Origin of the sequence: Nocardioides sp. NPDC047086, assembly GCF_040643685.1 — a bacterium.
In the GTDB taxonomy this organism is placed as follows: domain Bacteria; phylum Actinomycetota; class Actinomycetes; order Propionibacteriales; family Nocardioidaceae; genus Nocardioides.
In genome coordinates this window covers 1-23,248 of the sequence record NZ_JBEYUV010000028.1, presented here as the reverse complement: position 1 = coordinate 23,248, position 23,248 = coordinate 1, and the positions used below count along the sequence as shown (strand labels likewise).

The following is a 23,248-nucleotide window of genomic DNA, read 5'->3' as shown; positions in this document are numbered from 1 at the left end:
CGGTTGGCCGAGGCGTCACTCCGGTTGGGCGAGGCGTCACTTCGGCGAATCGAGACGCCCTTGTGGCATCTCGGCCGACGTGCGTGACGCTTCGGCGGGGTCAGTCTTGGACGCGGCCGCGGAGCTGTTTGGTCTGGCCGCGCTGGCGCTTGGCGTCGAGGCGGCGCTCCTTGGAGCCCCGGGTGGGCTTGGTGGGGCGGCGGGTCGGGGGTGGTGGGGCCAGGAGGTCGCGGATGCGCAGGGCCAGGCGTTCGCGGGCGGCGATGCGGTTGCGATGCTGGGAGCGCTGCTCGTGGGAGACGACGAGGATCGGCTCCGGGGAGCGGCCGAGGAGGCGGGCGAGCTGGTGCTCGTCGAGGGCGGAGGAGGCGGCCGGGTCCCAGGAGAGCTCGACGCGGGAGTCGGTCGTGTTGACCGACTGCCCACCGGGGCCGGGGGAGCGGGAGAAGCGTTCGACCAGCTCGGTGTCGGGGATGACGAGACCGTCAGGCAGCCCGGGGCCCGCTGGCACTCGAAGATCCTGCATCCGACAACCCTAGACCGCCACCGACCCGACTTGTCGGAGAGGTAAGGCTTGCCTAAGGTTGCGCCGTGAGTAAAGACGTCGTGCGCTCGGTGGCAGAGCTGGAAGAAACCGTGGGTTCACGCCCGCCGGCAACGATCCTGAAGTCGATCGGGCACCTCGACGATCACTGTCGCGAGTTCCTGGCCCGGTCGCCGTACGTGATCGCGTCGGTCTTCGAGGACGGCGAGGCTCGCATCCAGGGGATCGGCGCTCCGGCCGTCGCGGCCCCGGACCGGCTCGACCTGCCCGGGCTCACCTACGGCACCGCCGGCGACCCGATCGGGGTCGTCGCGCTGGTGCCCGGTTACGGCGAGACGATCCGGGTGAACGGCCGGATCGGCCTCGACGGCGGCCCGCACGTACGGGTCGAGGAGGCGTTCCTGCACTGCGCCAGGTGCGTGACCCGCTCGGGGCTGTGGGAGGACCTGCCCGGCGACCGGGAACCGCTCGACGTCGCCGTGGGCAGGGGCCCGGACCTCGACGCGGTCCCCGGAGCGCGCGAGCTCCTCGCCCGCTCGCCCTTCGTCGCGCTGGGTACGGTCGACGCCTCGGGTGCCGCCGACGTCAGTCCCAAGGGTGACCCGGCCGGCCTCGTCCGCGCCCTCGACGCCGCCACGCTCGCGATCCCGGACCGCCCGGGCAACCGGCGTACCGACACCTTCCACAACCTCCTCGAGCGGCCGGAGATCGCCCTGCTCGCCCTCGTCCCGGGCGCCGAGGTGGTGCTCGAGGTCCGTGGTCGTGCTCGCGTCACCCGGGACGAGGAGCTCCGCGAGCGGCTGGTCGTGCAGCGCAACGTACCCAAGGTCGCGGTGCTGGTCGACGTGACCTCGGTGGAGCTGCGCGAGGACCCGGCGCTCGCGCGGCTGTGGTCGGCGCAGGAGCGGGTCGCTCCCGACGAGCTGCCGAAGGCAGCCCTGATCTGGACCGACCACACCAAGCTCAACGAGACCCACGGACCCGCCAACGCTGCCCGCGTCTACTGAGCCGCGGGCCCGGTCGAGTCCCGCACCACGAGCTCGGCGGGGACCCGCTGCCGCCGGGCTCGTGAGCCGGGCTCCTTCAACGCCAACGTCAGCGCCCGGGCGCCCATCTCGGCCATCGGCAGGCGGACGGTGGTGAGTCCGGGGGAGAGGTCCTGGGCGACGGCGACGTCGTCGAACCCGCTGACCGAGACCTGGCCGGGCACCGAGACCCCGGAGCTGCGCAGCTGCGAGAGGCATCCGATGGCCATGTCGTCGTTGAGGGCGATGACAGCGGTCGTACGCGGGTGGTCGGCGAGCATCCGGCGGACGCACTCGCGCCCGCCCTCGCGGGTGAACGGCCCCTCGAGAACGGGTACATCACCAGCATCCAGCCCAGCCGCCGAAAGCGCGTCGCGCACCCCCTCGAGGCGGTCGGCGACCGTGGTCAGCTCCAGCGTGCCCGAGACGACCACGATGCGCCGGTGGCCCAGGCCGAGGATGTGCTCGGCCACGGCGCGGCCACCGGGGCGGTTGTCGGGAAGCACGCTGTCGACCCCGAGGTGGTGCCGGCCGACGACGGCGACCCGGCCGCCCGCCTCCGCGTAGCGCTGCACCTCGAACCGCATCGGTGCCTCCACCGAGGCGTCCACGAAGCCCGACCCCGCGATCAGGATCGCGCCGACGCGGTTGGCCACCAGGCTGCGTACCTGCTCGACCTCGGCCTCGGGGTCGCGGCCGGTGTGGCAGATCTGGACCGTGCGCCCGTGCTCGGTGGCGAGGCTGAGCACGCCGCTGGCGATCTCGGAGAAGTAGGGGTCGCCGATCTCGTGCACGACGAGCCCGATCGTCGCGGTGGATCCGCTGGCGAGCGAGCGCGCATGGAGGTTGGCGACATAGCCGAGCTCGCGTGCCGCCTGGCGGACCTTCTCGGCTACCGAGTCGCTGACACCGGGGGTTCCGGAGAGCGCGCGGGACGCGGTTGCGATCGAGACGCCGGATGCATGGGCGACGTCGATCAGGCGGGGGGAGCGGTTGGTCCGGACCATCGATGCCCCTTGTCGTCAGGATTGTGACCCTTGCCACACTAAGCGAGAGTCGGTAACGTCATCGTAAACGCTTACGTAAGCGCTTTCGTAGAGGAGACCCGCAGATGCGCTTCACGACGACCCCCACCGCGAGCAAGCGGTCCAGAGCAACCCTGGCCGTATCGGCGGCCCTGGCCCTCGCCTCCACCCTCGCCGCCTGTGGCACCGCCGAGGAAGGAGGCGGCGACGACGAGATCGTGATCGGCATCTCGCTGCCCCTGACCGGCGACTTCAGCGAGCCCGGCAAGGGCATCCAGCGCGGATACGAGGCCTGGGCCGAATACGTCAACGCCAACGGCGGCCTGCTCGGCCGCGACGTACGGCTGGAGATGCTCGACGACCAGTCCAGCGCCGAGCGCGTCGCCGCCGACTACGAGAAGCTGATCAACCAGGAGCAGGTCGACCTGGTCGTCGGCCCGTTCTCCACCCGCCTGGTGATCCCGGCCGCCCAGGTCGCCCAGGACTACGGTTACCTCTTCGTCGAGCCCGCCGGCGCGGCGCCCGAGGTCTTCGAGGAGGGCTTCGAGAACCTCTTCTACGCAGCCCCCGCCGTGGCGAACGACCACTACAAGCTCCTCGCCGAGCACATCCTGGCCATGCCGGAGAGCGAGCGGCCGAAGACCGCGGCGTACGCCTCGATGGACGACCCGTTCGCCCAGGGCACCGCCTACGGTCTCAAGGACGCGCTGGAGGAGGGCGGGGTGAAGACGGTCGTGGACGAGGTCTACCCACCCAACACCACCGACTTCAGCAGCATCGCGGCCAAGATCGCCGACAGCAAGGCCGACCTCGTCGTGGGCGGCAGCCAGTATCAGGACGGCGTCAACCTGATCGTCGCGCTGCAGCAGCTCAACTACCAGCCCAAGCTGGCCGCGTTCTCGACCGCGCCGACCGAGACCGAGTTCGCCGAGGCGATCGGTGACAAGACGCAGGGCATCATCGCGCCGACCGGCTACACCACGAAGGCGGACTACCCCGAGAACCAGGAGTTCGTGAAGTTCTACGAGGAGAAGCACGGCGAGGCGCCCGGTGAGGACGAGGCCAACGCCTGGACCACCGGTCAGGTCGTCGCCACAGCGGTCGAGGCGGTCGAGTGCGCCGAGCCCGACCCCGACTGCCAGGCCAAGCTGATCGACTGGCTGCGCGAGAACGAGGTCGACACCGTCGTCGGGCCGCTCAGCTGGGACGACAAGGGTCGCCCGCAGAGTGCCCACATGATCCAGCAGTGGGTCGACGGCGAGATCAAGATCGTCCTGCCCGAGGACCAGGCCGAGGCCGAGTTCGTCTACCCGAAGCCGGCGTGGTGAGTCGATGTCGGGAGCGCTTCTCCTCCAGAGCCTGATCCTGGGGCTGCTGCTCGGAGGTCTCTACGCCCTGCTCGCCGCCGGCCTGACGCTCTACTTCGGCGTCATGCGGGTCGTGATGATCGCCCACTCCGCATTCCTGATCCTGGCTGCGTACCTGGCCTGGTTCTTCACCACGCAGACCGGGCTCGACCCGCTGCTCTCGCTGGTGATCACCGTGCCGCTCTTCTTCGCAGCCGGCTACGGGATGCAGCGCGCGCTCCTCTCCCGGCTGCGGCCGGCGACGCTGACGATGATGTCGGTGCTGCTGACCTTCGCGATCGCGCTGGTGATCGAGGGCGGCCTCGGCTACCTCTTCTCCGGCACCCAGCGGCGGATCCAGCTCGGCTACTCCGGCGCGAGCCTGGAGCTGTGGGGCGCCCGGATCGCGGTGGTCAAGCTGATCGCCTTCGGGCTGGCCGCGGTCTCGCTCCTGGCTCTCTACCTGCTGCTCAAGAAGACCCGCTTCGGCCAAGCGCTGCGCGCCACGATCCAGCACCGCGAGGCCGCCCAACTGCTCGGCATCGACACCGACCGGATCGCCGGCTTCGGCTTCGGGCTCGGCCTGGCGACCGCGGCGGTCGGTGGCACCGCGCTCGCGCTCGACGCCACCATCTACCCCTCGCTGCACTGGCACTGGATCGGACCGCTGATGGCGATCATCGTGATCGGCGGCCTCGGCAGCATCCCCGGCGCCGCGATCGCGGCGATGCTCCTCGGGGTCACCCAGGCCCTGCTGCAGATCCCGATGGGCACCACCTGGGCGCAGACGGTCTTCTACCTCGCGCTCTTCGCCACCCTCATGTTCCGCCCCCAGGGATTCTTCGGAGGTCGCCTTGCTCAGCGCTTCTAGACACAGAGAAAGCGGTACGTCCCCGGGCCGCTCCGTCCTCCTGACGAAGCTCCTCGTGGCAGCCGTCCTGCTCGGCCTCGTGCTCGCCTTCCCGGCGCTCGCCCCGGACCCGTTCGTCCTGTCGGTGGGCGTGGTGATCGCCAGCTACGCCGCGCTCGCGGTGGCGTGGAACTTCGTCGGCGGGCTGACCGGCTACATCTCGCTGGGACACGCCGCGTACTCGGGGCTGGGCGGCTATGCCACCGCGCTGCTGGTCACCGAGGCCGGGGTGAACCCGTGGGTCTCGATGGTCGTCGCGGCCGTGCTCGTGGGTGTGGCGGCGGTGCCGATCGGGATCGCGTCGCTGCGGGTCCGGGGTGCCTCGTTCGTGATCGTCTCGATCGCGCTGGTGCTCATCCTGCTGCTGGTCGCGCAGAGCTGGGCCGGTGTGACCGGCGGGTCCAACGGCCTGCGGGTCCCGCGGCCGTTCGGCACCGACGTGCTTCGGCCCGAGCAGCACGAGCGGTTCTTCTACCTGTTCGTCGGGCTGACCCTGGTCGCGCTCGCCCTGTGGTGGGTGATCGACCGCTCCCGGCTCGGCACCGGCCTCAAGGCGATCCGCGAGGACGAGGACAAGGCCCAGGCGCTGGGTGTGCCGACCTTCGCCTACAAGCTGGTCGTCTTCGTCGTCTCGGCGTTCATGACCGCGATGGCCGGAGGGATGTACGCCCTCTGGTTCGGCTCGCTCGACCCGATCTTCCAGTTCTCCATCCTGACCGGCTCCTATCTGGTGCTGATGTCGCTGCTCGGCGGCGTACGCAGCCTGCTCGGTCCGGTGGTCGGAGCGGTGATCGTGGGCTACGCGGTGGAGTTCTTCAAGGCGCAGTACGGCGACACCCAGCTGCACCTGGTCGCGCTCGGGCTGCTGCTCGCCCTGGTCGTGCTCTTCATGCCCGACGGGGTCATCCCGTGGCTCACCGCGCAGCTCGACCGGTTCCGACCCGGTGACACCTCGATCCGCGAGGTCGATGCCGCCCAGCTGGCCGAGGAGCGCAAGGCGCTCGAGGAGGCGAAGTCATGAGCTCCAGTCCGATCGAGCACAGCCTGACGACCGAGAACCTGACCAAGTCCTTCGGTGGCGTACGCGCCGTGGACGGGGCGACGGTCGCCTTCCAGGAGGGCAGGATCAACGCCCTGATCGGCCCGAACGGGTCGGGCAAGACCACGTTCTTCAACTGCGTGACCGGGATGATCCGACCCGACTCGGGCACCGTGACCTACCAAGGTCGCGAGGTGACCGGTCACGCACCCCACCGGATCGCGCGGGCCGGGCTCGGGCGCAGCTTCCAGCTGTGCCGGATCTTCCCGCGGATGACGGTGCTCGACAACGTGCTGGCCGGGGTCCGGTCCACGGGGCTGGTCCACCGGCTGCGTGGGGCGCACAACCCCGACGACATCGCGCGGGCCCGGGAGCTGCTCGCCCGGGTCGGCATCGAGCATCTCGAGCGCAGCGAGGCCCGCGACATCTCCTACGGGCAGCAGAAGCTGCTCGAGCTCGCCGGGGTGCTGATGGCCGAGCCCGACACGATCATGCTCGACGAGCCCGCCGGCGGCGTGAACCCGGCGCTGATCGGCCGGATCGCCACGCTCGTGCGGGAGCTCAACGCCGAGGGCCGCACCTTCATCATCGTCGAGCACAACATGGAGCTGGTGATGAGCCTCTCCGACCACGTCGTGGTCTTCGACCGCGGCCGTCCGATCGCCTCCGGTGCGCCGGCGGAGGTCCAGAACGCCCCACGAGTCCTGGAGGCCTACCTTGGTGTCTGAACCGCTTCTCGAGCTGCGCGACATCGAGGCCGGCTACGGTCGGGCGGCGCTGGTGCTGCGCGGCCTCACCGTCACCGTTCCCGCAGGTCAGATCGTCTGTCTGGTCGGCCCGAACGGAGCCGGGAAGTCGACCGTGCTCAAGGTGGCCAGCGGCATGCTGACCCCACGCTCGGGGACCATCACCGTCGACGGCGTCGACGTCACCCGCAACGGGCCGCAGCAGATGCTCCGCGCGGGCATGGCCCACGTGCTGCAGGGTCACTCGGTCTTCAAGGAGATGACCGTGGCCGAGAACGTCGGGCTGGGTGCCTACACGGTCCGCGACCAGGCCGCAGTGGCCGAGCGGACGGAGTTCGTCAAGAGCCTCTTCCCGGTCGTCGCCGAACGGTGGAACACCCTCGCCGGCGCGCTCTCGGGCGGCCAGCAGAAGCAGGTCGAGTTCGCGCGCTCGCTGATGGTGAGCCCGAAGGTGGTGCTCCTCGACGAGCCGAGCATGGGCCTGGACCCGAAGACCACGGCGACCGTGTTCGAGCAGGTCGTACGTATGCGGGACGCCGGTCTGGCGGTCCTGCTCGTCGAGCAGAACGCGCGCCGGGCCCTGGAGTCGGCGGACCTGGGGTGCGTACTCGATCTGGGGAAGGTGCACATCGCAGGGGCTGCTGCCGACCTGCTCGCCGACCCGCGGATGGCGGAGCTCTATCTCGGGGGAGCCGCAACAGCCTCAGCAGGGGCCACTGACGGTCCCGATGAGTAGGGAAGGGAAGCAACCATGAGATGGAACAGAAGACCGACGCTGAACCGAATGGTGGGGCGAGGCGTACGCGCCGGTGTGATCGCCCTCGCAGTCATCCTGGCCGCTCCGCTCGCCGGAGCCCACGCCCAGACACAGGCACAGCCGCCAGAAGGACCCGGTCTCGCCGTGGTCAAGCCCCGGGCGAGCCTCGCTGACTGGGACCCGCTGACCGACGCGAAGTGGGCCTTCCGGGGCGGCCAGGTGATCCTGACCGAGCCCGGAACGGCACAGCCGGGCCCGCGGCGGCCCTTCGAGTACGCCATCGCGACCAAGGGTCCCGAGCTCGGCTCGCTGACCTACCGCGCCGAGGTGCGCATCGACGAGGCCGTCTCGGTCAGCAACCGCGACGTGATCCTGGTCTGGAACTACCAGTCCCCGACGCGCTTCTACTACGCCCACCTCTCGACCGACAACACCATCTACCCCCACAACGGCATCTTCGTGGTCAACGACGCCGACCGGCTGCGCATCGACCACCAGTGGAACGGCTCGGTCGGTGCCGCGCCGTCGATCACCGACGCCGAGTGGCACGACGTACGCCTGGACTACAACGCCCGCACGGGCGCCATCGCGGTCTATGTCGACGGAGCCGACGAGCCCCGGATGACCGCCACCGACACCACCTTCGCCGGGGGCCGGTTCGGCTTCGGCTCCTTCGACAACTTCGGCCGCATCCGTGACGTCACCGTCGCGGGACTGCGTCACCGCTGAACCTCGGTAACCCGGTAACCCGGTAAGGAGAGAACAACCCATGGAAACCTCACGTCTATGGGGCAGACAGGCACGCGCCGGCCTCGCCGTCGGCGCCATGCTCGCCGCGCTGCTCACCCCCACGCTCTCTGCGGGCGCCGCCATCCCCGGCAGCGAACCCGTCCCCGACCCCATCCCCGAACAGCCCGTACGCAGCAACCTCGGCCTCGTGCTCCAAGAGGTCACCCAGCTCCCCGAGACGGAGCCCTACCCCGCCCCCACCGACCAGCGCCTGGTCCGCCACAACCGCATCAACTTCATCGGCGAGGTCCCCGACGGCTCGGGCCGGATGTACGTCCCCGACCTCAACGGGCCGATGTATCTGCTCGAGGGTGGGCAGCAGCACGAGTACCTCGACGTCAAGGACCACTTCCCCGACTTCTGGTCGGGCGCGGGCCTCGGCAGCGGGGCGGGGTTCATCACCTTCCATCCCGACTTCGAGGACAACGGCCTCTTCTACACCACCCACACCGAGCGTTTCGGCGGCTTCGCCAAGACGCCCACCTTCCCGTCGCAGACCAACCCCGGCTCCGGGCGCACGGTCAGCGTCGTCACCGAGTGGCACACCGACGACCCGACGGCCAACACCTTCGCCGGCACCAGCCGTGAGGTGATGCGGATCGACTTCGCCGGCCAGATCCACGCCATCCAGCAGATCGACTTCAACCCGACCGCGAAGCCGGGCGACGAGGACTACGGGCTGCTCTACGTCGCCTCCGGCGACGGCGGCAACGGGGTCAAGAGCGACGACCCGCAGAACCTCGCCAACCCCTACGGCAAGATCCTGCGGATCGACCCGCTCGCCCGCGACGGGCGCAACGGGGCGTACGGGGTCCCGGACAGCAACCCGTTCGTCGACCGGGACGGCGCGATCGGCGAGATCTTCGCGTACGGCATGCGCGACCCGCACCGGTTCTCCTGGGACGTCGAGAAGGGCACCCTCCTGCTCGGCCACATCGGCCAGCACGCGATCGAGGGTGTCTACGACGTCCGGGCCGGGGACAACCTCGGCTGGAGCGAGATCGAGGGCCGGCTGCTCTACGACAACACCGACGAGTGTGCCCTCTACACGGTCCCCGACGACTACGACATGTCCGGGTACACGCTCCCGGTCGCGTCCTTCGACCACGACCCGCCGGCCAACTACTCCTGCACCTCCGACAGCGGCCACGCGGTCAGCGGCGGTGTCGTCTACCGCGGGAAGCTGGACAACCTAAGGGGCAAGTACGTCTTCGGCGACCTGGTCAACGGCGAGGTCTACTGGACCGACGCCAAGCAGATGCGCCGGGGCAGCAGCCGGGAGGCGACGCTGCACGAGATGCAGCTCTTCGACACCTCCGGCAAGCGGCTCTCGATGCAGGACTTCGTCGACGACCCGCGCGTCGACCTGCGCTTCGGCACCGACTCGCGTCGCAACCTCTACCTGCTGGCCAAGGCCAACGGGAAGATCTGGAAGGTCGTGAACACGGTGCAGCGGCCCTGGCCGAGTGAGGTCGTGCCGTCGCTGCGCGAGGACCTGGTCAACTACTACGACTTCGAGCACCCCTTCGCCCCGGGGTCGCGCGAGGAGGACCAGGGCTTCTCCCGCACGCTGCTGAACCAGGTCAACGGCGGCAACGCGATGCAGGTGCGCGACTCGGCCTACCGGACCAGCAACAACGCCCTGCAGACCAAGCAGGTCGACCCGGCGGTGAACGGCAACGACGACTGGAAGGCGGGGACGTGGAACCAGAACGGTGTCGCGTCGCTGGCGCCGTTCGCCGGAGCCGAGCAGATCACCCTGGCGGGCTGGTTCAAGATCGACATGGACGGGCCCGCGCTCAACTCGGTGACCGCCGACCCGAACGACCGCTACAACGCCATCGGGCTCTCCGGGATCCTGTCGGGCAACTCCGACGGGCATGGCGTACGCGCCCTGCTCGAGCTCATCAACGTCGACGGCACCCTGCGCCTGGTCGCGCTGGGACGCCGGCTCGACGAGGGTGCCTCGCAGACCTTCGCGGCCTCGGCGGACTGGCAGACGCTGCTGCCGCGGGGTCAGTGGGTGCACCTGGCGGCGACGTTCGACTACACCACGGGGAAGATGGCGCTCTACCGCAACGGCAAGGCCGTCGAGGGCTTCTACACCTCCGCCGGTGACCCGTGGCAGGTCGACGGCACCGGCACCTCCGACACGTTGCCGCGAGGCATCAAGGTCGGCGGTTCGTTCCCGCAGGACACCGTCGAGCGAAACCCCTGTGACTGCCGGATGGACTCGCTGATGTTCCTCGACCGGGCGATCACCCCGGACGAGGCGCGGGCCCAGTACCAGCGGTTCGTCAACGGCCGCTGACCCCAAGGCTCGGCCCGGGCGACACCGCCCGGGCCGGGCCGGTCGGATCACCCGAGCTCGCATCGCAGTGTCCGAGCCCACTGAGCGTTAGCCCGGACAAACTGCCGCAAACCTGGCTAGGCTTCCGGCGTGCCCACCGTGGAAGCACCACCTGACTGGGTTCCCGTCGAGCGCCGTTGGCTCGGGATGGATCGCCGAACCCTTCTTCCTGCCAGCGTCGTGGCGCTGCTGGTCGTCATCACCTTCTGGGTGCTGCCGAGCGTCGACAGCAGTGTCGCCGTGGACGACCCGATCAAGGCCGGCGACGTCGTCCAGGTCGGTCAGGGGGTCGAGTTCGACCCGGCGGTCGGCTGGAACCTCGAGTCCGGGCTGCGCGCGGGAACCGCGACCTCGGGCACCTATCCCGACTCGGCGAAGCTGACGAAGGACGGCGTCACCCTCACCGTGACGACCGGGGAGTTCGACGGGACGGCGACCGCGCTGCTGGCCCAGCTGCGGAGGAACAACGCCAAGCTCGGCCCGAACGCGCTCGACCTGCAGAGCGGTACGGCGGCCACGTTCCGCACCGCCGGCGAGATCACCGGGGTCGTCGCACGCTTCTCCACCACCACCGCCGAAGGACTCCTCGGGGCACTGGTCAGCGACGGACAGGGTATCGAGGTCACCGTCTACGGACCGGCGGCCATGGCGAGCGACCGTCACCTCGAGAACCAGGTCGTCGCGATGCTCGAATCGGTCCGGCTCGTCCATGGAGATGCCTCATGAGCACCACGTCCACCAACGAGACCGAGCTGCTGCAGGCCCGCGACGCGGCCATCGCCGACGTCGGGTGGGGCCAGAAGGTGAGCTGGCTGCAGCCGCGCAACGCCTGCTTGTGGGTCTTCGTCGCCGCGATCGCGTACGGCCTCTGGTACACCGTCAGCACGGTGCGGACCGAGGCGCCGATCTACGGCACCCCGCTCGGCGTCGCCGCGATCATCTTCAGCCTCTACGCGGTGCTGTTCTGGTGGTTCACCACCCACATCGACCGCTACTCGCGGCAACCGCTCGACCTGCGGGTCGCCGCCTTCGTCTGGGGCGGCTTCGGTGCCACCTGGACGATCGCGATCCACGGCAACACGGCGCTGATCCACCTCTACGCCAAGCTGGTCGGCCCGGACTTCGCCGTCGCGTGGGGAGCCGGGCTGGCCGCGCCGTTCGTCGAGGAGTCGGCCAAGGGCGCCGGGGTCCTGCTGCTGATGTTCATCGCGCCACGGGTCATCCGGACAGCCTTCGACGGCTTCGTGATCGGCGCCTTCGTCGGTCTCGGGTTCGAGATCATCGAGGACATCCTCTACGCGATCAACTCGGCTTCGGCGAACTTCAGCGTCGACCCGGTCGGGTCGAGCCTGCACACCGCGGTGCTGAGGCTGGCGACCGGGTTCACCTCCCACATCCTCTACTCCGCGCTCGTCGGGGCCGGGATCGTCTACCTGGTCGGCACCGTCGCGGAGAAGCGCCGGATCGGACGCGGGGTCGTGCTCGTCGCCGCCGCGGTCGCACTGCATCTGGTCTGGGACAGCACCACCGCGATCGCGCAGGGCAACGGAGTCATCACCATCGTGCTGCTGGTCCTCACGGTCGTCGCCGCCCTCGCGATCGCCGTCACCGTCTTCCATCTCACCGTCGGCACCGAGCGGGAGGCGATGCGCGACCTGATGTCGCCAGAAGTCGCCAACGGCACCATCGCGGCCGAGGAGCTGGATGCGCTGGCCGGGTCCCACAAGGAGCGCCGGGCGTATCGGAGGGCCGGCCGCGGCGATCGTCGGCACCGCAGGCACCGCCTCGAGGCGGCGCACGACCTGGCCGACGAGCTCGGGCGTTCCGGTGGTGTCGAGACCGACCGCGTCGCGTACGCCCGCAGCGAGCTCGCCCGGCACAGCCCGGCCGCTCCCTGAGTCAGCCGGGGTGCGTCAATGGGCGCTGATGCCGTGGACCTCGCTGCGGAGCCTGGCCATGGTGGCGTCGAGGTCGGCCGCGGTGCGGGCCGCGGCGCCGAGCTCGTCACGGAGCGTGGTCGGGACGGTGCCGTCGTACTTGTAGTAGATCGAGTGCTCGACGCTGGCCCAGAAGTCCATCGCGATGGTGCGGATCTGCAGCTCGACCGGCACATCCACCGCGCGGTCGGAGAGGTAGACGGGCACCTTGATGATCAGGTGGAGGCTGCGGTAGCCGTTGGCCTTGGGCTCGGCGATGTAGTCCTCGACCTCGACGACGTCGACGTCGGACTGGCTGCCCAGCATCTCCATGATCCAGTAGACGTCGGAGACGAACGGGCAGACCACCCGGATCCCGGCGATGTCGCGGATCTGCTGCTCGAGCGCCGCCAGGGTGAGCGGGCAGCCGATCTTGCGGGCCTTCGCGAGCAGGCTGTCGGGTGACTTGAGCCGGGTGCGTACGTGCTCGATCGGGCTGTGGTCGTGGGTGTGCTCGAACTCCTCGCGCAGGATCGCGATCTTGGTCGAGACCTCGTCGATCGCGAACTTGTAGCGCATCCGGAACCGGGCCAGCTCGCGTGCCATCTCGTCGCTGCTCGCCTCGACGAGATCGACCAGCCCGTTGAGCGGGCTGTCGTCGACTGTGGTCATCGTCCCCCCTTGTGACGAGATCCATCTTTGCAGGCGGCGACAAGACGACGGCGAGGCGCCCAGGACGGGAGCAGCACGAGAGCGGGGGCGAGCGGCCCGGGCCTCACCAGGTCTTCCGTCCCTTTCCTGGACACCGACGTGCACCCGATTGTGGGCGCCCGATACGGTGACACCCCTCGGGGGATAGATACCCCTCGGGGGATATGAGTCTGTTCGGGCTGCCTACGAGTAAGGACACTTCCCCCACATGCGCATTCTGCTGCTCGTCTCCGCGTTCAACGGCCTGACCCAGCGGGTCTGGTGCGATCTCACCGAGGGTGGCCACGACGTCGGCGTCGTGCTGGCGCCCGTCCATGACGACTCGTCGCTGGTGGCGGCCGTCGAGGCGATCGAGCCCGACCTGATCCTGTGTCCGTTCCTCAAGCACCGGGTGCCGGAGGCGGTCTGGGGTCGCTATCCGACGGTGGTGATCCACCCGGGCCCGGTCGGCGACCGGGGTCCGTCCTCGCTCGACCACGCGACGCTCGACGCGCGTGAGCGCTGGGGCGTGACTGCGCTGTCCGCCGTCGAGGAGATGGACGCCGGGCCGGTCTGGGCGACCGAGACCTTCGCGATGCCCGAGGTGCCGATCGCGAAGAGCGCGCTCTACAACGGCCCGGTCGCCGACGCGGCGATGGGCTGCGTGGCGGAGGTGCTCCGGATGGTCGAGGCCGGCGAAGCGCCCAAGCCTGCCGAGGAGTGGGCTGTCGAGGTCGAGGGCACCGGCGAGCTGCCGCTGCTGCGTCGTCAGGCCTTCGAGATCGACTGGTCGGCGCCGGCCACAGAGATCGCCCGGCGGATCGCGGCGGCGGACGGTGCTCCGGGTGCGCCGGCGACCGTCGAAGGAAAGACCTACTGCCTCTTCGACGCCGCCACGACCCCCGACAACCACGCCGACGTCGAGGCCGGGACCGTCGTCGGTGTCGACACCGACGCGGTCGCGATCGCCACCGGCGAGGGCACCCTGTGGGTCGGCTACGCCTCCACGCTCGAGAAGAAGCGCGGCCCCAAGCTCCCGGCCGCCTGGGTGCTCGACACCCGGCACGCGCCCTACCGGAGGATGCCGGAGGCGCTGGCCGAGACGACCTACGAGCGCGACGGCGACGTCGGCTACCTCACCCTCCGGTCCTACAGCGGTGCGATGTACACCCAGCAGTGCCGCCGGATGACCGATGCCGTCCGCAAGGCGCTCGTCGAGGACACCACCGTCCTGGTCGTACGCGGCACCGAGCACGCCTTCTCCAACGGCATCCACCTCGGCGTGATCGAGGCGGCGCAGGACCCGGTGGCCGAGGCCTGGGACAACATCCGCGCCATCGACGAGCTCTGCGTGGCGCTCGCCGAGGCCGAGCAGCTGACCATCGCCGCGTTCACCGCCAACGCCGGAGCCGGTGGCGTGATGGCCGGCCTCTGCGCCGACATCACGGTCGCGCGTGCCGGTGTCGTACTGAACCCCTACTACGACATGGGCATCTTCGGCTCCGAGCTGCACACCTGGGGCCTGCCGAGCCGGGTCGGCGCCGAGAAGGCCGACGAGCTGCTCCGTGCGAAGCTGCCGATCTCGGCGACCGAGGCGGCTCGCATCGACATGGTCAGCGACCTCGGCCCGCGCGACGCGGCCGAGTTCGACGGCTGGCTGCGCGAGCTGGCGCAGAGCTTCGCCGAGCCCGAGGCGTACGCCCCGGCCCTGGCGGCCCGCGAGGCACGTCGCGCCTGTGCGATGCCGATGTCCTACTACCAGAGCATCGAGCTGGCCGAGATGGCCCGGGACATCTTCGACGACCGCTACGGGTTCGCCGCGAAGCGGAAGGCGTTCGTCACCAAGGCGGCGCCGACCGAGACGCCGTCGAAGATCCTGTTCTGACCGGCTGATCTGACCGGTTGACAAACTAGAACGTGTTCCACCAATCTGAGGCGTGTGATCTGACTCACACGCCTCAGGAGGAGCACGTGACCCAGGCGCCCCCGCCGCCCGAGATGACCTTCCAGAAGTCGGGCCGCGACCCCGTGGCGATCGGCGCCAGGCTGGAGCAGTGGCTGGCCACCGCGCTCCCGCCGGGGGCCGATCCGGACGTCGTCATCCTCGGCGGCATCGACGCCAACGGGCTCTCGAGCGAGACCGTTCTGCTCGATGTCACCTCGACCCTCGACGAGGACCGGCAGGCCAAGGCGTACGTCCTCCGGGTGGCACCCCGCCCGGAGGACATTCCGGTCTTCGCGAGCTATGACCTGCAGGCGCAGTACGACGCGATGCGCCTGGCCGGCTCGCTGTCTCCCGTGCCGGTGCCGCGGGTCGGTCTCGCCGAGATGAGCGGCTCGGTCCTGGGGACCCCGTTCTTCCTGATGGAGCGCGTCGAGGGGGTCGTGCCGCCCGACGTGATGCCCTACAACTTCGGCGACAGCTGGCTCTTCGACGCCGCGCCCTCGGACCGGGAGGCGCTTCAGAAGCGTTCGGTCGAGGTGCTCGCCGGGCTCCACGGGATCCCCGACGCCGCCGCGCGGTTCGACTTCCTCGATCCTGCCGTGGCCGGTCATTCCGGCGAGACGCTGATCGCCCGCAACCTGGCCAAGACCCGGGCCTGGTACACCTTCGCCGCCTCGGCCGAGGAGTGGGGCGGCCGCTCGCCGCTGGTCGAGCGAGGCCTGGCCTGGCTCGAGGCCAACCTCCCTGACGACATGGGCGAGCCGGTCCTGTGCTGGGGTGACGCGAGGATCGGCAACATCATCTACCGCGACTTCGCGCCCGTCGCCGTCCTCGACTGGGAGATGGTCAGCCTCGGGCCCCGCGAGATGGACGTGACCTGGATGATCTTCGCCCACCGCATCTTCGAGGACCTGGCCGCCATGCTGGAGCTGCCGGGGATGCCGGACTTCCTCACCGCCTCCGAGGTGCGGGAGGCGTACGCCGCGGCGACCGGTGCCGAGCTCGGCGACCTGACCTGGCACGAGGTCCACGCTGCGGTCATGTGGGGCATCATCTACCTGCGGATCGCGGCCCGGCAGATCCACTTCGGCGAGATCGAGGCGCCCGAGGACCCGGAGTCGACGCTCTACCACCGGGCGATGTTCGAGGCGATGCTGGACGAGGTCGGCGCGTGAGCGGGGCGCACGGGGCGCATGGGGAGTATGTCGGCGTCGGACCGCTCGACGAGTACCCGATCCACCAGCTCCCGCGCCCGGTGGCCTGGGCGGGGAGCAGCGACCGCAACTTCTACGACCGCTGCTACCTCAACGCCCACGACCGTACCGGCGACCTCTTCCTCATCACCGGGATGGGGTTCTATCCCAACCTCGGCATCAAGGACGCGTACGTCCTGCTCCGCCGTGGTGACGAGCAGACCGCCGTGCATCTGGGCGACGGCGCGGATCCGCGGGGCGGTGACCGGATGGGGCAACAGGTCGGGGCGTACCGGATCGAGGTCGTCGAGCCGCTGCGGAAGCTCCGGCTGGTGATGGAGGAGACCCATGGGATCGCGCTGGACCTGCGCTGGGACGCGTCGTTCGAGGTGGTTCAGGAGCAGCCGCACGTGATGCGCCAGGGCGCTGCGACCGTGCTCGACGCGCAGCGGTTCGCGCAGGTCGGGACCTGGGAGGGGGTGATCGAGGTCGACGGCGAGAGGATCGTCGTCGACCCCGATCGCTGGGTCGGCACCCGGGACCGGTCCTGGGGGATCCGCCCTTCCGGGGAGGCGCTGCCGCCGGGCAGGCCCGCCGACCCGGGGTTCGAGGGGATGTGGTGGCTCTACGTACCGCTGCGGTTCGAGGAGTTCGCCCTGGTCCTGATCATCCAGGAGACCCCGGACGGGCATCGCACCCTCAACGACTGCACCCGGGTCTTCGCCGACGGCCGGGTCGAGCAGCTCGGCTGGCCGCACGTCCGGATCCGCTACCAGGACGGGACCCGGCTGCCGGAGGGCGCGACGATCAGGTGCACGACTCCGGCGGGTGAGCCGCTGGTGCTCGAGGTCTCCTCGCTGCTGGGGGTGCCGATCCATGTCGGGGGCGGCTACGGCGGTGACTCCGACTGGTCCCACGGGAGCTGGAAGGGTGCCGGGTTCACCGAGCGGCTGACCTACGACATGAAGGCGCCGGAGGTCGTCGGCCGGGTGCCGTTCGGCGTGATCGACCACGTCGGGCGCGCGGTCGCGCATGGTCCTGGTGCCGACGGGGTCGAGGGCTGGGGCCTCTTCGAGCACGGCGTCCTCGGTCGCCACGACCCCTCCGGCTTCACCGACTGGCTCGACCGGATCTGAGGACAACGATGACCTACGACCACGACGCACTCTTCATCGGCGGCACCTGGACCAAGCCCGCCACCGACGCGACGATCGAGGTGATCTCGCCGCACAGCGAGGAAGTGGTGGCACGGGTCCCCGAAGGCTCGGTGGAGGACATCGACGCCGCCGTCGCCGCGGCGCGCACGGCGTTCGACGAGGGTCCCTGGCCACGGATGTCGCCGGAGGAGCGGATCGAGATCGTCCAGGCGCTGTCGGGCCTCTATGCCGGCAGGCTCGGGGAGATGGCCGAGGTGATCACCGCCGAGATGGGCTCGACGATCTCGTTCAGCAACCTTGCTCAGGCGCCCGCGCCGTGGATGCAGATCGAGGCGTTCCTCGCCATCGCGCGAGAGTTTCCCTGGGAGTCCCGGCGGACCGGCGTGCTCGGCTCGGACGTCGTCGTACGCCACGAGTCGGTCGGAGTCGTCGCCGCGATCGCGCCCTGGAACGTCCCTCAGTTCACCGTGCTGTCCAAGCTCATCCCCGCGCTGCTGGCTGGCTGCACGATCGTGATCAAGCCAGCACCGGAGACCCCGCTCGACACCAACCTCCTCGCCGAGATGCTGATCGAGGCGGGGGTGCCCGAGGGCGTGGTCAGCATCGTCGCCGCGGGGCGCGAGGTGGGCGAGCACCTGGTCACGCACCCGGGCGTCGACAAGGTCGCGTTCACCGGGTCGACAGCGGCTGGGCGGCGGATCGGCGCGCTGTGCGGCGAACGGCTCAAGCGGGTCTCGCTCGAGCTCGGTGGCAAGTCGGCCGCGATCGTTCTCGACGACGCGGACCTCGCGGCCACGCTGGAGGGCCTCAAGTTCACCGCGCTGATGAACTCCGGGCAGGCGTGCGTCGCCCAGACCCGCGTGCTCGTCCCGGTCGGCCGCCACGACGAGATCGCCGGCGCGCTCGCGGAGACGGTCGCGGCGATGAAGGTCGGCGACCCGTCCGACCCGGCGAGCGAGATCGGTCCGATGGTCGCCCGTCGCCAGCAGGAGCGGGTCGAGAGGTACGTCGCCCTCGGCCAGGAGGAGGGCGCCCGCCTGCTCACCGGAGGCACCGGCCGTCCGGCCGGTCTCGACAGGGGTTGGTACGTACGCCCGACCGTCTTCGCCGGCGTCGACAACCGGATGCGGATCGCCCAGGAGGAGATCTTCGGCCCGGTCCTCTCGGTGATCCCCTACGGCTCGGTGGAGGAGGCCGTACGCATCGCCAACGACTCCGACTACGGGTTGGCCGGGACGGTGTGGACCGCCGACCAGGAGGCCGGGCTCGACGTCGCCCGCCGGGTGCGGGCCGGGACCTACGGCGTGAACACCTACACGATGGACTTCGCGGCACCCTTCGGTGGCTTCAAGGCCTCCGGGATCGGGCGGGAGTTCGGGCCGGAGGGCCTGGCCCAGTACACGGAGCTGAAGTCGGTCTACCTCTGATCCTGGCCGCGTCTCGTTCTCCGGAGGCACGTCTCAGGATCCGAGCGGTGCTTTTATGGCTAATCTCTACTGACTTACTCTGGTTTAGACGGACCAACCAGAGGAGAGCCATGATCCGCCCCACCCCACCGCGCCTGACCGCCATCGCCGCCGTTCTCACGACCATGCTCCTGGGTCTGACGGCCTGCGGCGGCGCCGACGCGTCCAGTGCCTCCAAGCTCGCCGCCGACGCGGCGCTCCCCGACCAGGTCCCGGAGGGGACCGTCCTGCGCCTCGGGCTCCCGCCGATCGAGGTCGCGCTGAAGACGTCCGGCCTGATCGACGAGGTCAAGGGCTATGAGATCGAGTGGGCCAACATCTCCGGTGGTCCGAAGAGCATCGAGGCGTTCCGGGCCAACGCGCTGGACGCGAGCTATGTCGCCGACATCCCGCCGCTGTTCGCGACCTGGACCGACACCCCGGTCAAGATCGTCGCGGTCACCGAGAACCCGGATCCGCTCGACAACCCGATCTACGAGCTCGGGATCGCGCCGAAGTCGAAGGTCAAGACGCTCCAGGACCTCGAGGGCAAGAAGATCGCCTACTCGCCCGGCCAGGCCCAAGGCGCGCTGGTCCTCAAGACGCTCGAGGCCGCCGGCCTCACCCAGAAGGACGTCGAGCTCGTCGAGATCCAGAGCGTCGACGACACCTACTCCAACGCGCTGGCCTCCAACCAGGTCGACGTCGCCCCGCTCGGCGGACCGCAGCTGACCTCCTATCTCGCCAAGTACAGCCGGGACGGCGCCACCTCGGTCCGCACCGGTATCCGCGACGACGCGACCCTCATCTACGGGCCGGAGGAGACCTTCGAGGACGCCGGCAAGGCGGCCGCGTTCAAGGACTTCCTCGGGCTGTGGGTCAAGGCCGAGAAGTGGATCGACGAGCACCCGGACGAGTGGATCCAGGCCTACTACGTCGACCACGAGGGGCTGACCTTCGAGGACGGCAAGAAGGTCTTCGAGTCGTCGGGGCAGACGGTGATCCCGGAGAACTGGGACGACTTCATCAAGCGCCAGCAGGAGACCGCGGACATCCTCTCGAAGGAGCAGAAGCACCCGGAGCTGGACGTCAACGAGCTCTATGACCGCCGCTACGAGGAGGTCATCGCCGAGGCACTGAAGGGAGGTCAGTGATGGCCACCACGGCAGTCGAGGCGCCGATCGCCGGCGTCGTCTCCGAGGGGAAGGCCACCGACAAGCGGGTCGTACGCCGCCGCCGCGGCCCCGGGCCGCGGGTTGCCGGCACGCTGTGGATCGGACCGATCCTGCTCCTGGGTCTGTGGTTCCTGGCCTCGGCGACGGGCGTGCTGGATCCGCGTACGTTGTCCGAGCCGTGGGTGGTGGTCGAGACCGCACAGCGGCTGATCGCCGACGGACGGCTTCCCGAGGCCCTCGCGACCTCGGCCTACCGGGCCGCGCTCGGACTGGTGATCGGGATCGGGGTCGGGCTGGCGCTGGCGTTGGTCTCCGGGCTCAGCCGGGTCGGGGAGGCGCTGATCGACGGTCCGGTGCAGGTCAAGCGGGCCATCCCGAGCCTGGCGCTGATGCCGCTGCTGATCCTGTGGCTGGGGATCGGGGAGCCGATGAAGGTGATCACGATCGCCCTCGGCGTACTCATCCCGATCTACATCCACACCCACAACGGGCTGCGTGGCATCGACAGCCGCTACGCGGAGCTGGCCGAGACCGTCAGCCTGGGACGTGGCGCGTTCATCCGGCACGTGGTGCTGCCGGGGGCGACGCCGGGGTTCCTGCTCGGGCTGCGGTTCGCGGTGCTCAACGCGCTGCTGTCGCTCGTGGTCGTCGAGCAGGTCAACGCGACCAGCGGCATCGGCCACATGATCACCCTCGCGTCCAGCTACGGCCAGACCGAGATCATCGTCGTCGGCCTGGTCGTCTACGCCCTGCTGGGCCTGGTCGCCGACGGCATCGTCCGCTTCACCGAGAGGAAGGCACTGGCATGGCGACGCACGCTGGAGAGTCACTGAAGGACCCTGCCGTACGTGTCGAAGGGCTGCACCGCAGCTTCTCCGAGGCCGGCGGGGTGCTCAACGGGCTCGACCTCACCATCGATGCCGGTGAGTTCGTGGCGCTGATCGGGCGCTCGGGGTCCGGGAAGTCCACGCTGCTGCGGGCCCTGGCCGGACTCGACCGTTCGGTGGCGGGATCGGGTGTCGTGGACGTGCCCGAGCGGGTCTCGGTGGTCTTCCAGGACTCCCGCCTGTTGCCGTGGCGGCGGGTGCTGGACAACGTGATCCTGGGGTTGTCGGGTCCCGATGCCCGTGCCCGTGGTCTCGAGGCGCTCTCCGAGGTCGGGCTCGAGGGCCGCGACAAGGCCTGGCCGCACGAGCTCTCCGGTGGGGAGCAGCAGCGCGCGGCGCTGGCGCGGTCGCTGGTTCGCGACCCGCAGCTCCTGCTCGCCGACGAGCCGTTCGGGGCCCTGGACGCGCTGACCCGGATCAAGATGCACAAGCTCCTCCAGAAGCTGTACGCCGCCCACAACCCCGCCATCCTGCTGGTCACCCACGACGTCGACGAGGCGATCGCTCTCGCCGACCGGGTGATCGTGCTGGTCGACGGCGTCGTCGGCTCGGATATCCGGGTCGACCTGGGTACGAAGCGGAGTCCGGGTGATCCGCGGTTCGCGTCGTTGCGGGCCCAGCTGCTGGCCGAGCTCGGTGTGGTCGAGGAGGAGGTGGCCTGATGGGTGCCCGGCAGCTCCACTTCAACCTGTTCCTGCTCGACACCGGACACCACGAGGCGTCGTGGCGGCTGTCGGAGTCGGACCCGCACGCCAACCTCTCGCTCGCGGCGCATCAGCATCTGGCGCGGGTCGCGGAGGAGGCCAAGTTCGACTCGCTGTTCCTGGCCGACTCCCCGGCCATGTTCGGTGAGCCCGGGCGGCGGCCGTCGGCGCGTCTGGAGCCGACGGCGCTGCTCTCGGCGCTGGCGGTCTCCACGCGGCACATCGGCCTGATCGCGACCGCCTCGACGTCGTACAACGAGCCCTTCAACCTCGCTCGGCGGCTGGCGTCGGTGGACCACATCTCCGGTGGGCGGGCAGGGTGGAACATCGTCACGACCGCCGGGGACGCGGCCGCGCGCAACTTCGGTCTGGAGGGGCAGCCGTTGCACAAGACCCGCTACGAGCGGGCCTCGGAGTTCCTCGAGGTGGCCACCAAGCTGTGGGACAGCTGGGCCGACGACGCGATCGTGGCCGACAAGGACTCCGGCGTGCATACGCTGCACGACCGGGTCCGGCCGATCTCGCACGTCGGGGCCCACTTCTCGGTCGAGGGTCCGCTCAACCTGGCGTGGTCGCCGCAGGGCCACCCGCTGCTCGTCCAGGCCGGCTCCTCCGGCGACGGCAAGGAGTTCGCGGCCCGCTGGGCCGAGGCGATCTTCACGGCCCAGCCGACTCTGGAGGAGAGCCAGGCGTTCTACGCCGACATCAAGCGGCGGGTGGTTGCGGCGGGGCGCAACCCGGATCATGTGCTGGTCCTGCCGGGGATCGTCCCGGTCCTCGGCGACACCGAGGCCGAGGCGCGTGAGCTGGAGGCCGAGCTGGATCGGCTGATCGCCCCGGAGTACGCGGTGGCACAGCTCGCTCAGCTCCTGCAGGTGGATCCCTCGCGGCTCCATCTCGACGAGCAGCTGCCGGCCGACATCGCGACCGAGGACGAGATCGAGGGTGCCAAGAGCCGCTACACGCTCATCGTCGACTGGGCCCGGCGCGACCGGCTCACCGTACGAGAGCTGATCGGCAAGCTGGGTGGTGGTCGCGGCCACCGCACCTTCACCGGCACCGCCGTCCAGGTCGCCGACACCATCCAGCACTACTTCGAGAACGGGGCGGCCGACGGGTTCAACATCATGCCCGCCGTGCTGCCTTCGGGTCTCGAGGCGTTCGCGTCCTCCGTCGTGCCGATCCTGCAGGAGCGTGGGCTCTTCCGTACGGAGTACTCCGGGGTCACTCTCCGGGATCACTACGGGCTGCCGCGTCCGGGGGATCGGTTCGATCTCGGGGTCGCGGAGGTTGCTTCTTAGCCGGGTCGGCTCGGCTGTCTGGTCGGCTTGAGGATCTGCTGGGTGGTCGAGCTTGTCTCGACCACCCAGCCCCGCTGGTCGAGCCGCCGGGGCCGCTAGGCGGAGGCGTGTCGAGACCAACACAGTTCCTCGGCGGATCGAGTCTGCCGAGAACTCCCTGCCGGGACGTTTCGCCCGGAGGGCTGGCCTGGGCCGCCGACCCGTTCTTGGAGGGTCTTCTCGATCTGGTCCGGCGTCAAGGACGCCCTGCGGGCGCCGGCTTCGCCGGCCGCCTTCGGCGGTCCTGGACTCCGGACCAGATCGA

At 69.9% G+C, this 23,248-nt stretch carries 21 protein-coding genes; 18 read left to right on the top strand and 3 right to left on the bottom strand.

Features of this window, described 5'->3' with window-relative positions:
* Positions 1-100 precede the first annotated feature (100 nt).
* Positions 101-526, bottom strand: a complete 426-nt coding sequence (gene arfB, locus ABZ796_RS19355) for an alternative ribosome rescue aminoacyl-tRNA hydrolase ArfB (RefSeq protein ID WP_357338972.1) — start codon at positions 524-526, stop codon at positions 101-103.
* 65 nt (positions 527-591) lie between these two features.
* Between arfB and ABZ796_RS19350 the strand changes: the two genes are divergently transcribed.
* Positions 592-1,551: a pyridoxamine 5'-phosphate oxidase family protein gene (locus tag ABZ796_RS19350; protein ID WP_357338970.1), complete on the top strand. Its 960-nt coding sequence runs from the start codon at positions 592-594 to the stop codon at positions 1,549-1,551.
* On the opposite strand, the gene ABZ796_RS19345 is transcribed toward ABZ796_RS19350, so the two are convergent.
* A complete protein-coding gene (locus ABZ796_RS19345) occupies positions 1,545-2,576 on the bottom strand; it encodes a LacI family DNA-binding transcriptional regulator (RefSeq protein WP_357338968.1) in 1,032 nt (343 codons plus the stop codon). The genes ABZ796_RS19350 and ABZ796_RS19345 overlap by 7 nt on opposite strands.
* Positions 2,577-2,680: 104 nt before the next feature.
* On the opposite strand from ABZ796_RS19345, the gene ABZ796_RS19340 reads away from it, so the two are divergent.
* The 9 genes from ABZ796_RS19340 to ABZ796_RS19300 all read left to right on the top strand — a co-directional run bounded on the left by ABZ796_RS19340 (position 2,681) and on the right by ABZ796_RS19300 (position 12,429).
* Positions 2,681-3,922, top strand: coding sequence for an amino acid ABC transporter substrate-binding protein (locus ABZ796_RS19340; protein WP_357338966.1), 1,242 nt, complete (start codon positions 2,681-2,683; stop codon positions 3,920-3,922).
* A 4-nt stretch (positions 3,923-3,926) separates the two neighbouring features.
* Positions 3,927-4,811, top strand: a complete 885-nt coding sequence (locus ABZ796_RS19335) for a branched-chain amino acid ABC transporter permease (protein ID WP_357338964.1) — start codon at positions 3,927-3,929, stop codon at positions 4,809-4,811.
* Positions 4,812-4,866: 55 nt separating this feature from the next.
* On the top strand, positions 4,867-5,871 hold the full coding sequence (locus ABZ796_RS19330; protein ID WP_357338962.1) for a branched-chain amino acid ABC transporter permease: 1,005 nt from the start codon (positions 4,867-4,869) through the stop codon (positions 5,869-5,871).
* Positions 5,868-6,617: an ABC transporter ATP-binding protein gene (locus ABZ796_RS19325; protein ID WP_357338960.1), complete on the top strand. Its 750-nt coding sequence runs from the start codon at positions 5,868-5,870 to the stop codon at positions 6,615-6,617. Before ABZ796_RS19330 ends, ABZ796_RS19325 begins: the two co-directional genes overlap by 4 nt.
* Positions 6,610-7,371 (top strand): ABC transporter ATP-binding protein, encoded by a 762-nt coding sequence (locus ABZ796_RS19320; RefSeq protein WP_357338958.1) that lies wholly within the window; start codon positions 6,610-6,612, stop codon positions 7,369-7,371. The genes ABZ796_RS19325 and ABZ796_RS19320 overlap by 8 nt, the downstream gene beginning before the upstream one ends.
* A 75-nt stretch (positions 7,372-7,446) precedes the next feature.
* Positions 7,447-8,121, top strand: coding sequence for a hypothetical protein (locus ABZ796_RS19315; RefSeq protein WP_357338957.1), 675 nt, complete (start codon positions 7,447-7,449; stop codon positions 8,119-8,121).
* A 40-nt stretch (positions 8,122-8,161) separates the two neighbouring features.
* Positions 8,162-10,492 (top strand): PQQ-dependent sugar dehydrogenase, encoded by a 2,331-nt coding sequence (locus ABZ796_RS19310; RefSeq protein ID WP_357338955.1) that lies wholly within the window; start codon positions 8,162-8,164, stop codon positions 10,490-10,492.
* Positions 10,493-10,621: 129 nt separating this feature from the next.
* Positions 10,622-11,257 (top strand): hypothetical protein, encoded by a 636-nt coding sequence (locus ABZ796_RS19305; protein ID WP_357338953.1) that lies wholly within the window; start codon positions 10,622-10,624, stop codon positions 11,255-11,257.
* Positions 11,254-12,429, top strand: coding sequence for a PrsW family intramembrane metalloprotease (locus tag ABZ796_RS19300; protein WP_357338951.1), 1,176 nt, complete (start codon positions 11,254-11,256; stop codon positions 12,427-12,429). The genes ABZ796_RS19305 and ABZ796_RS19300 overlap by 4 nt, the downstream gene beginning before the upstream one ends.
* 15 nt (positions 12,430-12,444) lie before the next feature.
* Here ABZ796_RS19300 and ABZ796_RS19295 read toward each other — a convergent pair whose 3' ends face one another.
* Complete coding sequence (locus tag ABZ796_RS19295) at positions 12,445-13,119, bottom strand: GTP pyrophosphokinase family protein (RefSeq protein WP_357338950.1); 675 nt, start codon at positions 13,117-13,119, stop codon at positions 12,445-12,447.
* A 247-nt stretch (positions 13,120-13,366) separates the two neighbouring features.
* Here ABZ796_RS19295 and ABZ796_RS19290 point away from each other — a divergent pair, with 247 nt between their 5' ends.
* From ABZ796_RS19290 to ABZ796_RS19255, 8 genes are all read left to right on the top strand, one after another.
* The gene (locus ABZ796_RS19290) at positions 13,367-15,022 is read left to right on the top strand and encodes an enoyl-CoA hydratase-related protein (protein WP_357338948.1); all 1,656 of its coding nucleotides are present in this window, start codon (positions 13,367-13,369) and stop codon (positions 15,020-15,022) included.
* An 86-nt stretch (positions 15,023-15,108) separates the two neighbouring features.
* A complete protein-coding gene (locus tag ABZ796_RS19285) occupies positions 15,109-16,257 on the top strand; it encodes a phosphotransferase family protein (protein WP_357338946.1) in 1,149 nt (382 codons plus the stop codon).
* Positions 16,254-17,411 carry a hypothetical protein gene (locus tag ABZ796_RS19280; RefSeq protein ID WP_357338945.1) on the top strand — a complete coding sequence of 386 codons (1,158 nt, stop codon included), beginning with the start codon at positions 16,254-16,256 and terminating at the stop codon, positions 17,409-17,411. The genes ABZ796_RS19285 and ABZ796_RS19280 overlap by 4 nt, the downstream gene beginning before the upstream one ends.
* Before the next feature lie 8 nt (positions 17,412-17,419).
* Positions 17,420-18,859, top strand: a complete 1,440-nt coding sequence (locus ABZ796_RS19275) for an aldehyde dehydrogenase (protein ID WP_357338943.1) — start codon at positions 17,420-17,422, stop codon at positions 18,857-18,859.
* Between the two features lie 110 nt (positions 18,860-18,969).
* Positions 18,970-20,031 carry an ABC transporter substrate-binding protein gene (locus tag ABZ796_RS19270; protein ID WP_357338941.1) on the top strand — a complete coding sequence of 354 codons (1,062 nt, stop codon included), beginning with the start codon at positions 18,970-18,972 and terminating at the stop codon, positions 20,029-20,031.
* Complete coding sequence (locus ABZ796_RS19265) at positions 20,031-20,885, top strand: ABC transporter permease (RefSeq protein WP_357338940.1); 855 nt, start codon at positions 20,031-20,033, stop codon at positions 20,883-20,885. Before ABZ796_RS19270 ends, ABZ796_RS19265 begins: the two co-directional genes overlap by 1 nt.
* Positions 20,858-21,601 (top strand): ABC transporter ATP-binding protein, encoded by a 744-nt coding sequence (locus ABZ796_RS19260; protein WP_357338938.1) that lies wholly within the window; start codon positions 20,858-20,860, stop codon positions 21,599-21,601. The genes ABZ796_RS19265 and ABZ796_RS19260 overlap by 28 nt, the downstream gene beginning before the upstream one ends.
* Entirely contained in the window at positions 21,601-22,944 is a 1,344-nt protein-coding gene (locus ABZ796_RS19255; protein WP_357338937.1) for an LLM class flavin-dependent oxidoreductase, read from the top strand. Before ABZ796_RS19260 ends, ABZ796_RS19255 begins: the two co-directional genes overlap by 1 nt.
* Positions 22,945-23,248 lie beyond the last annotated feature (304 nt).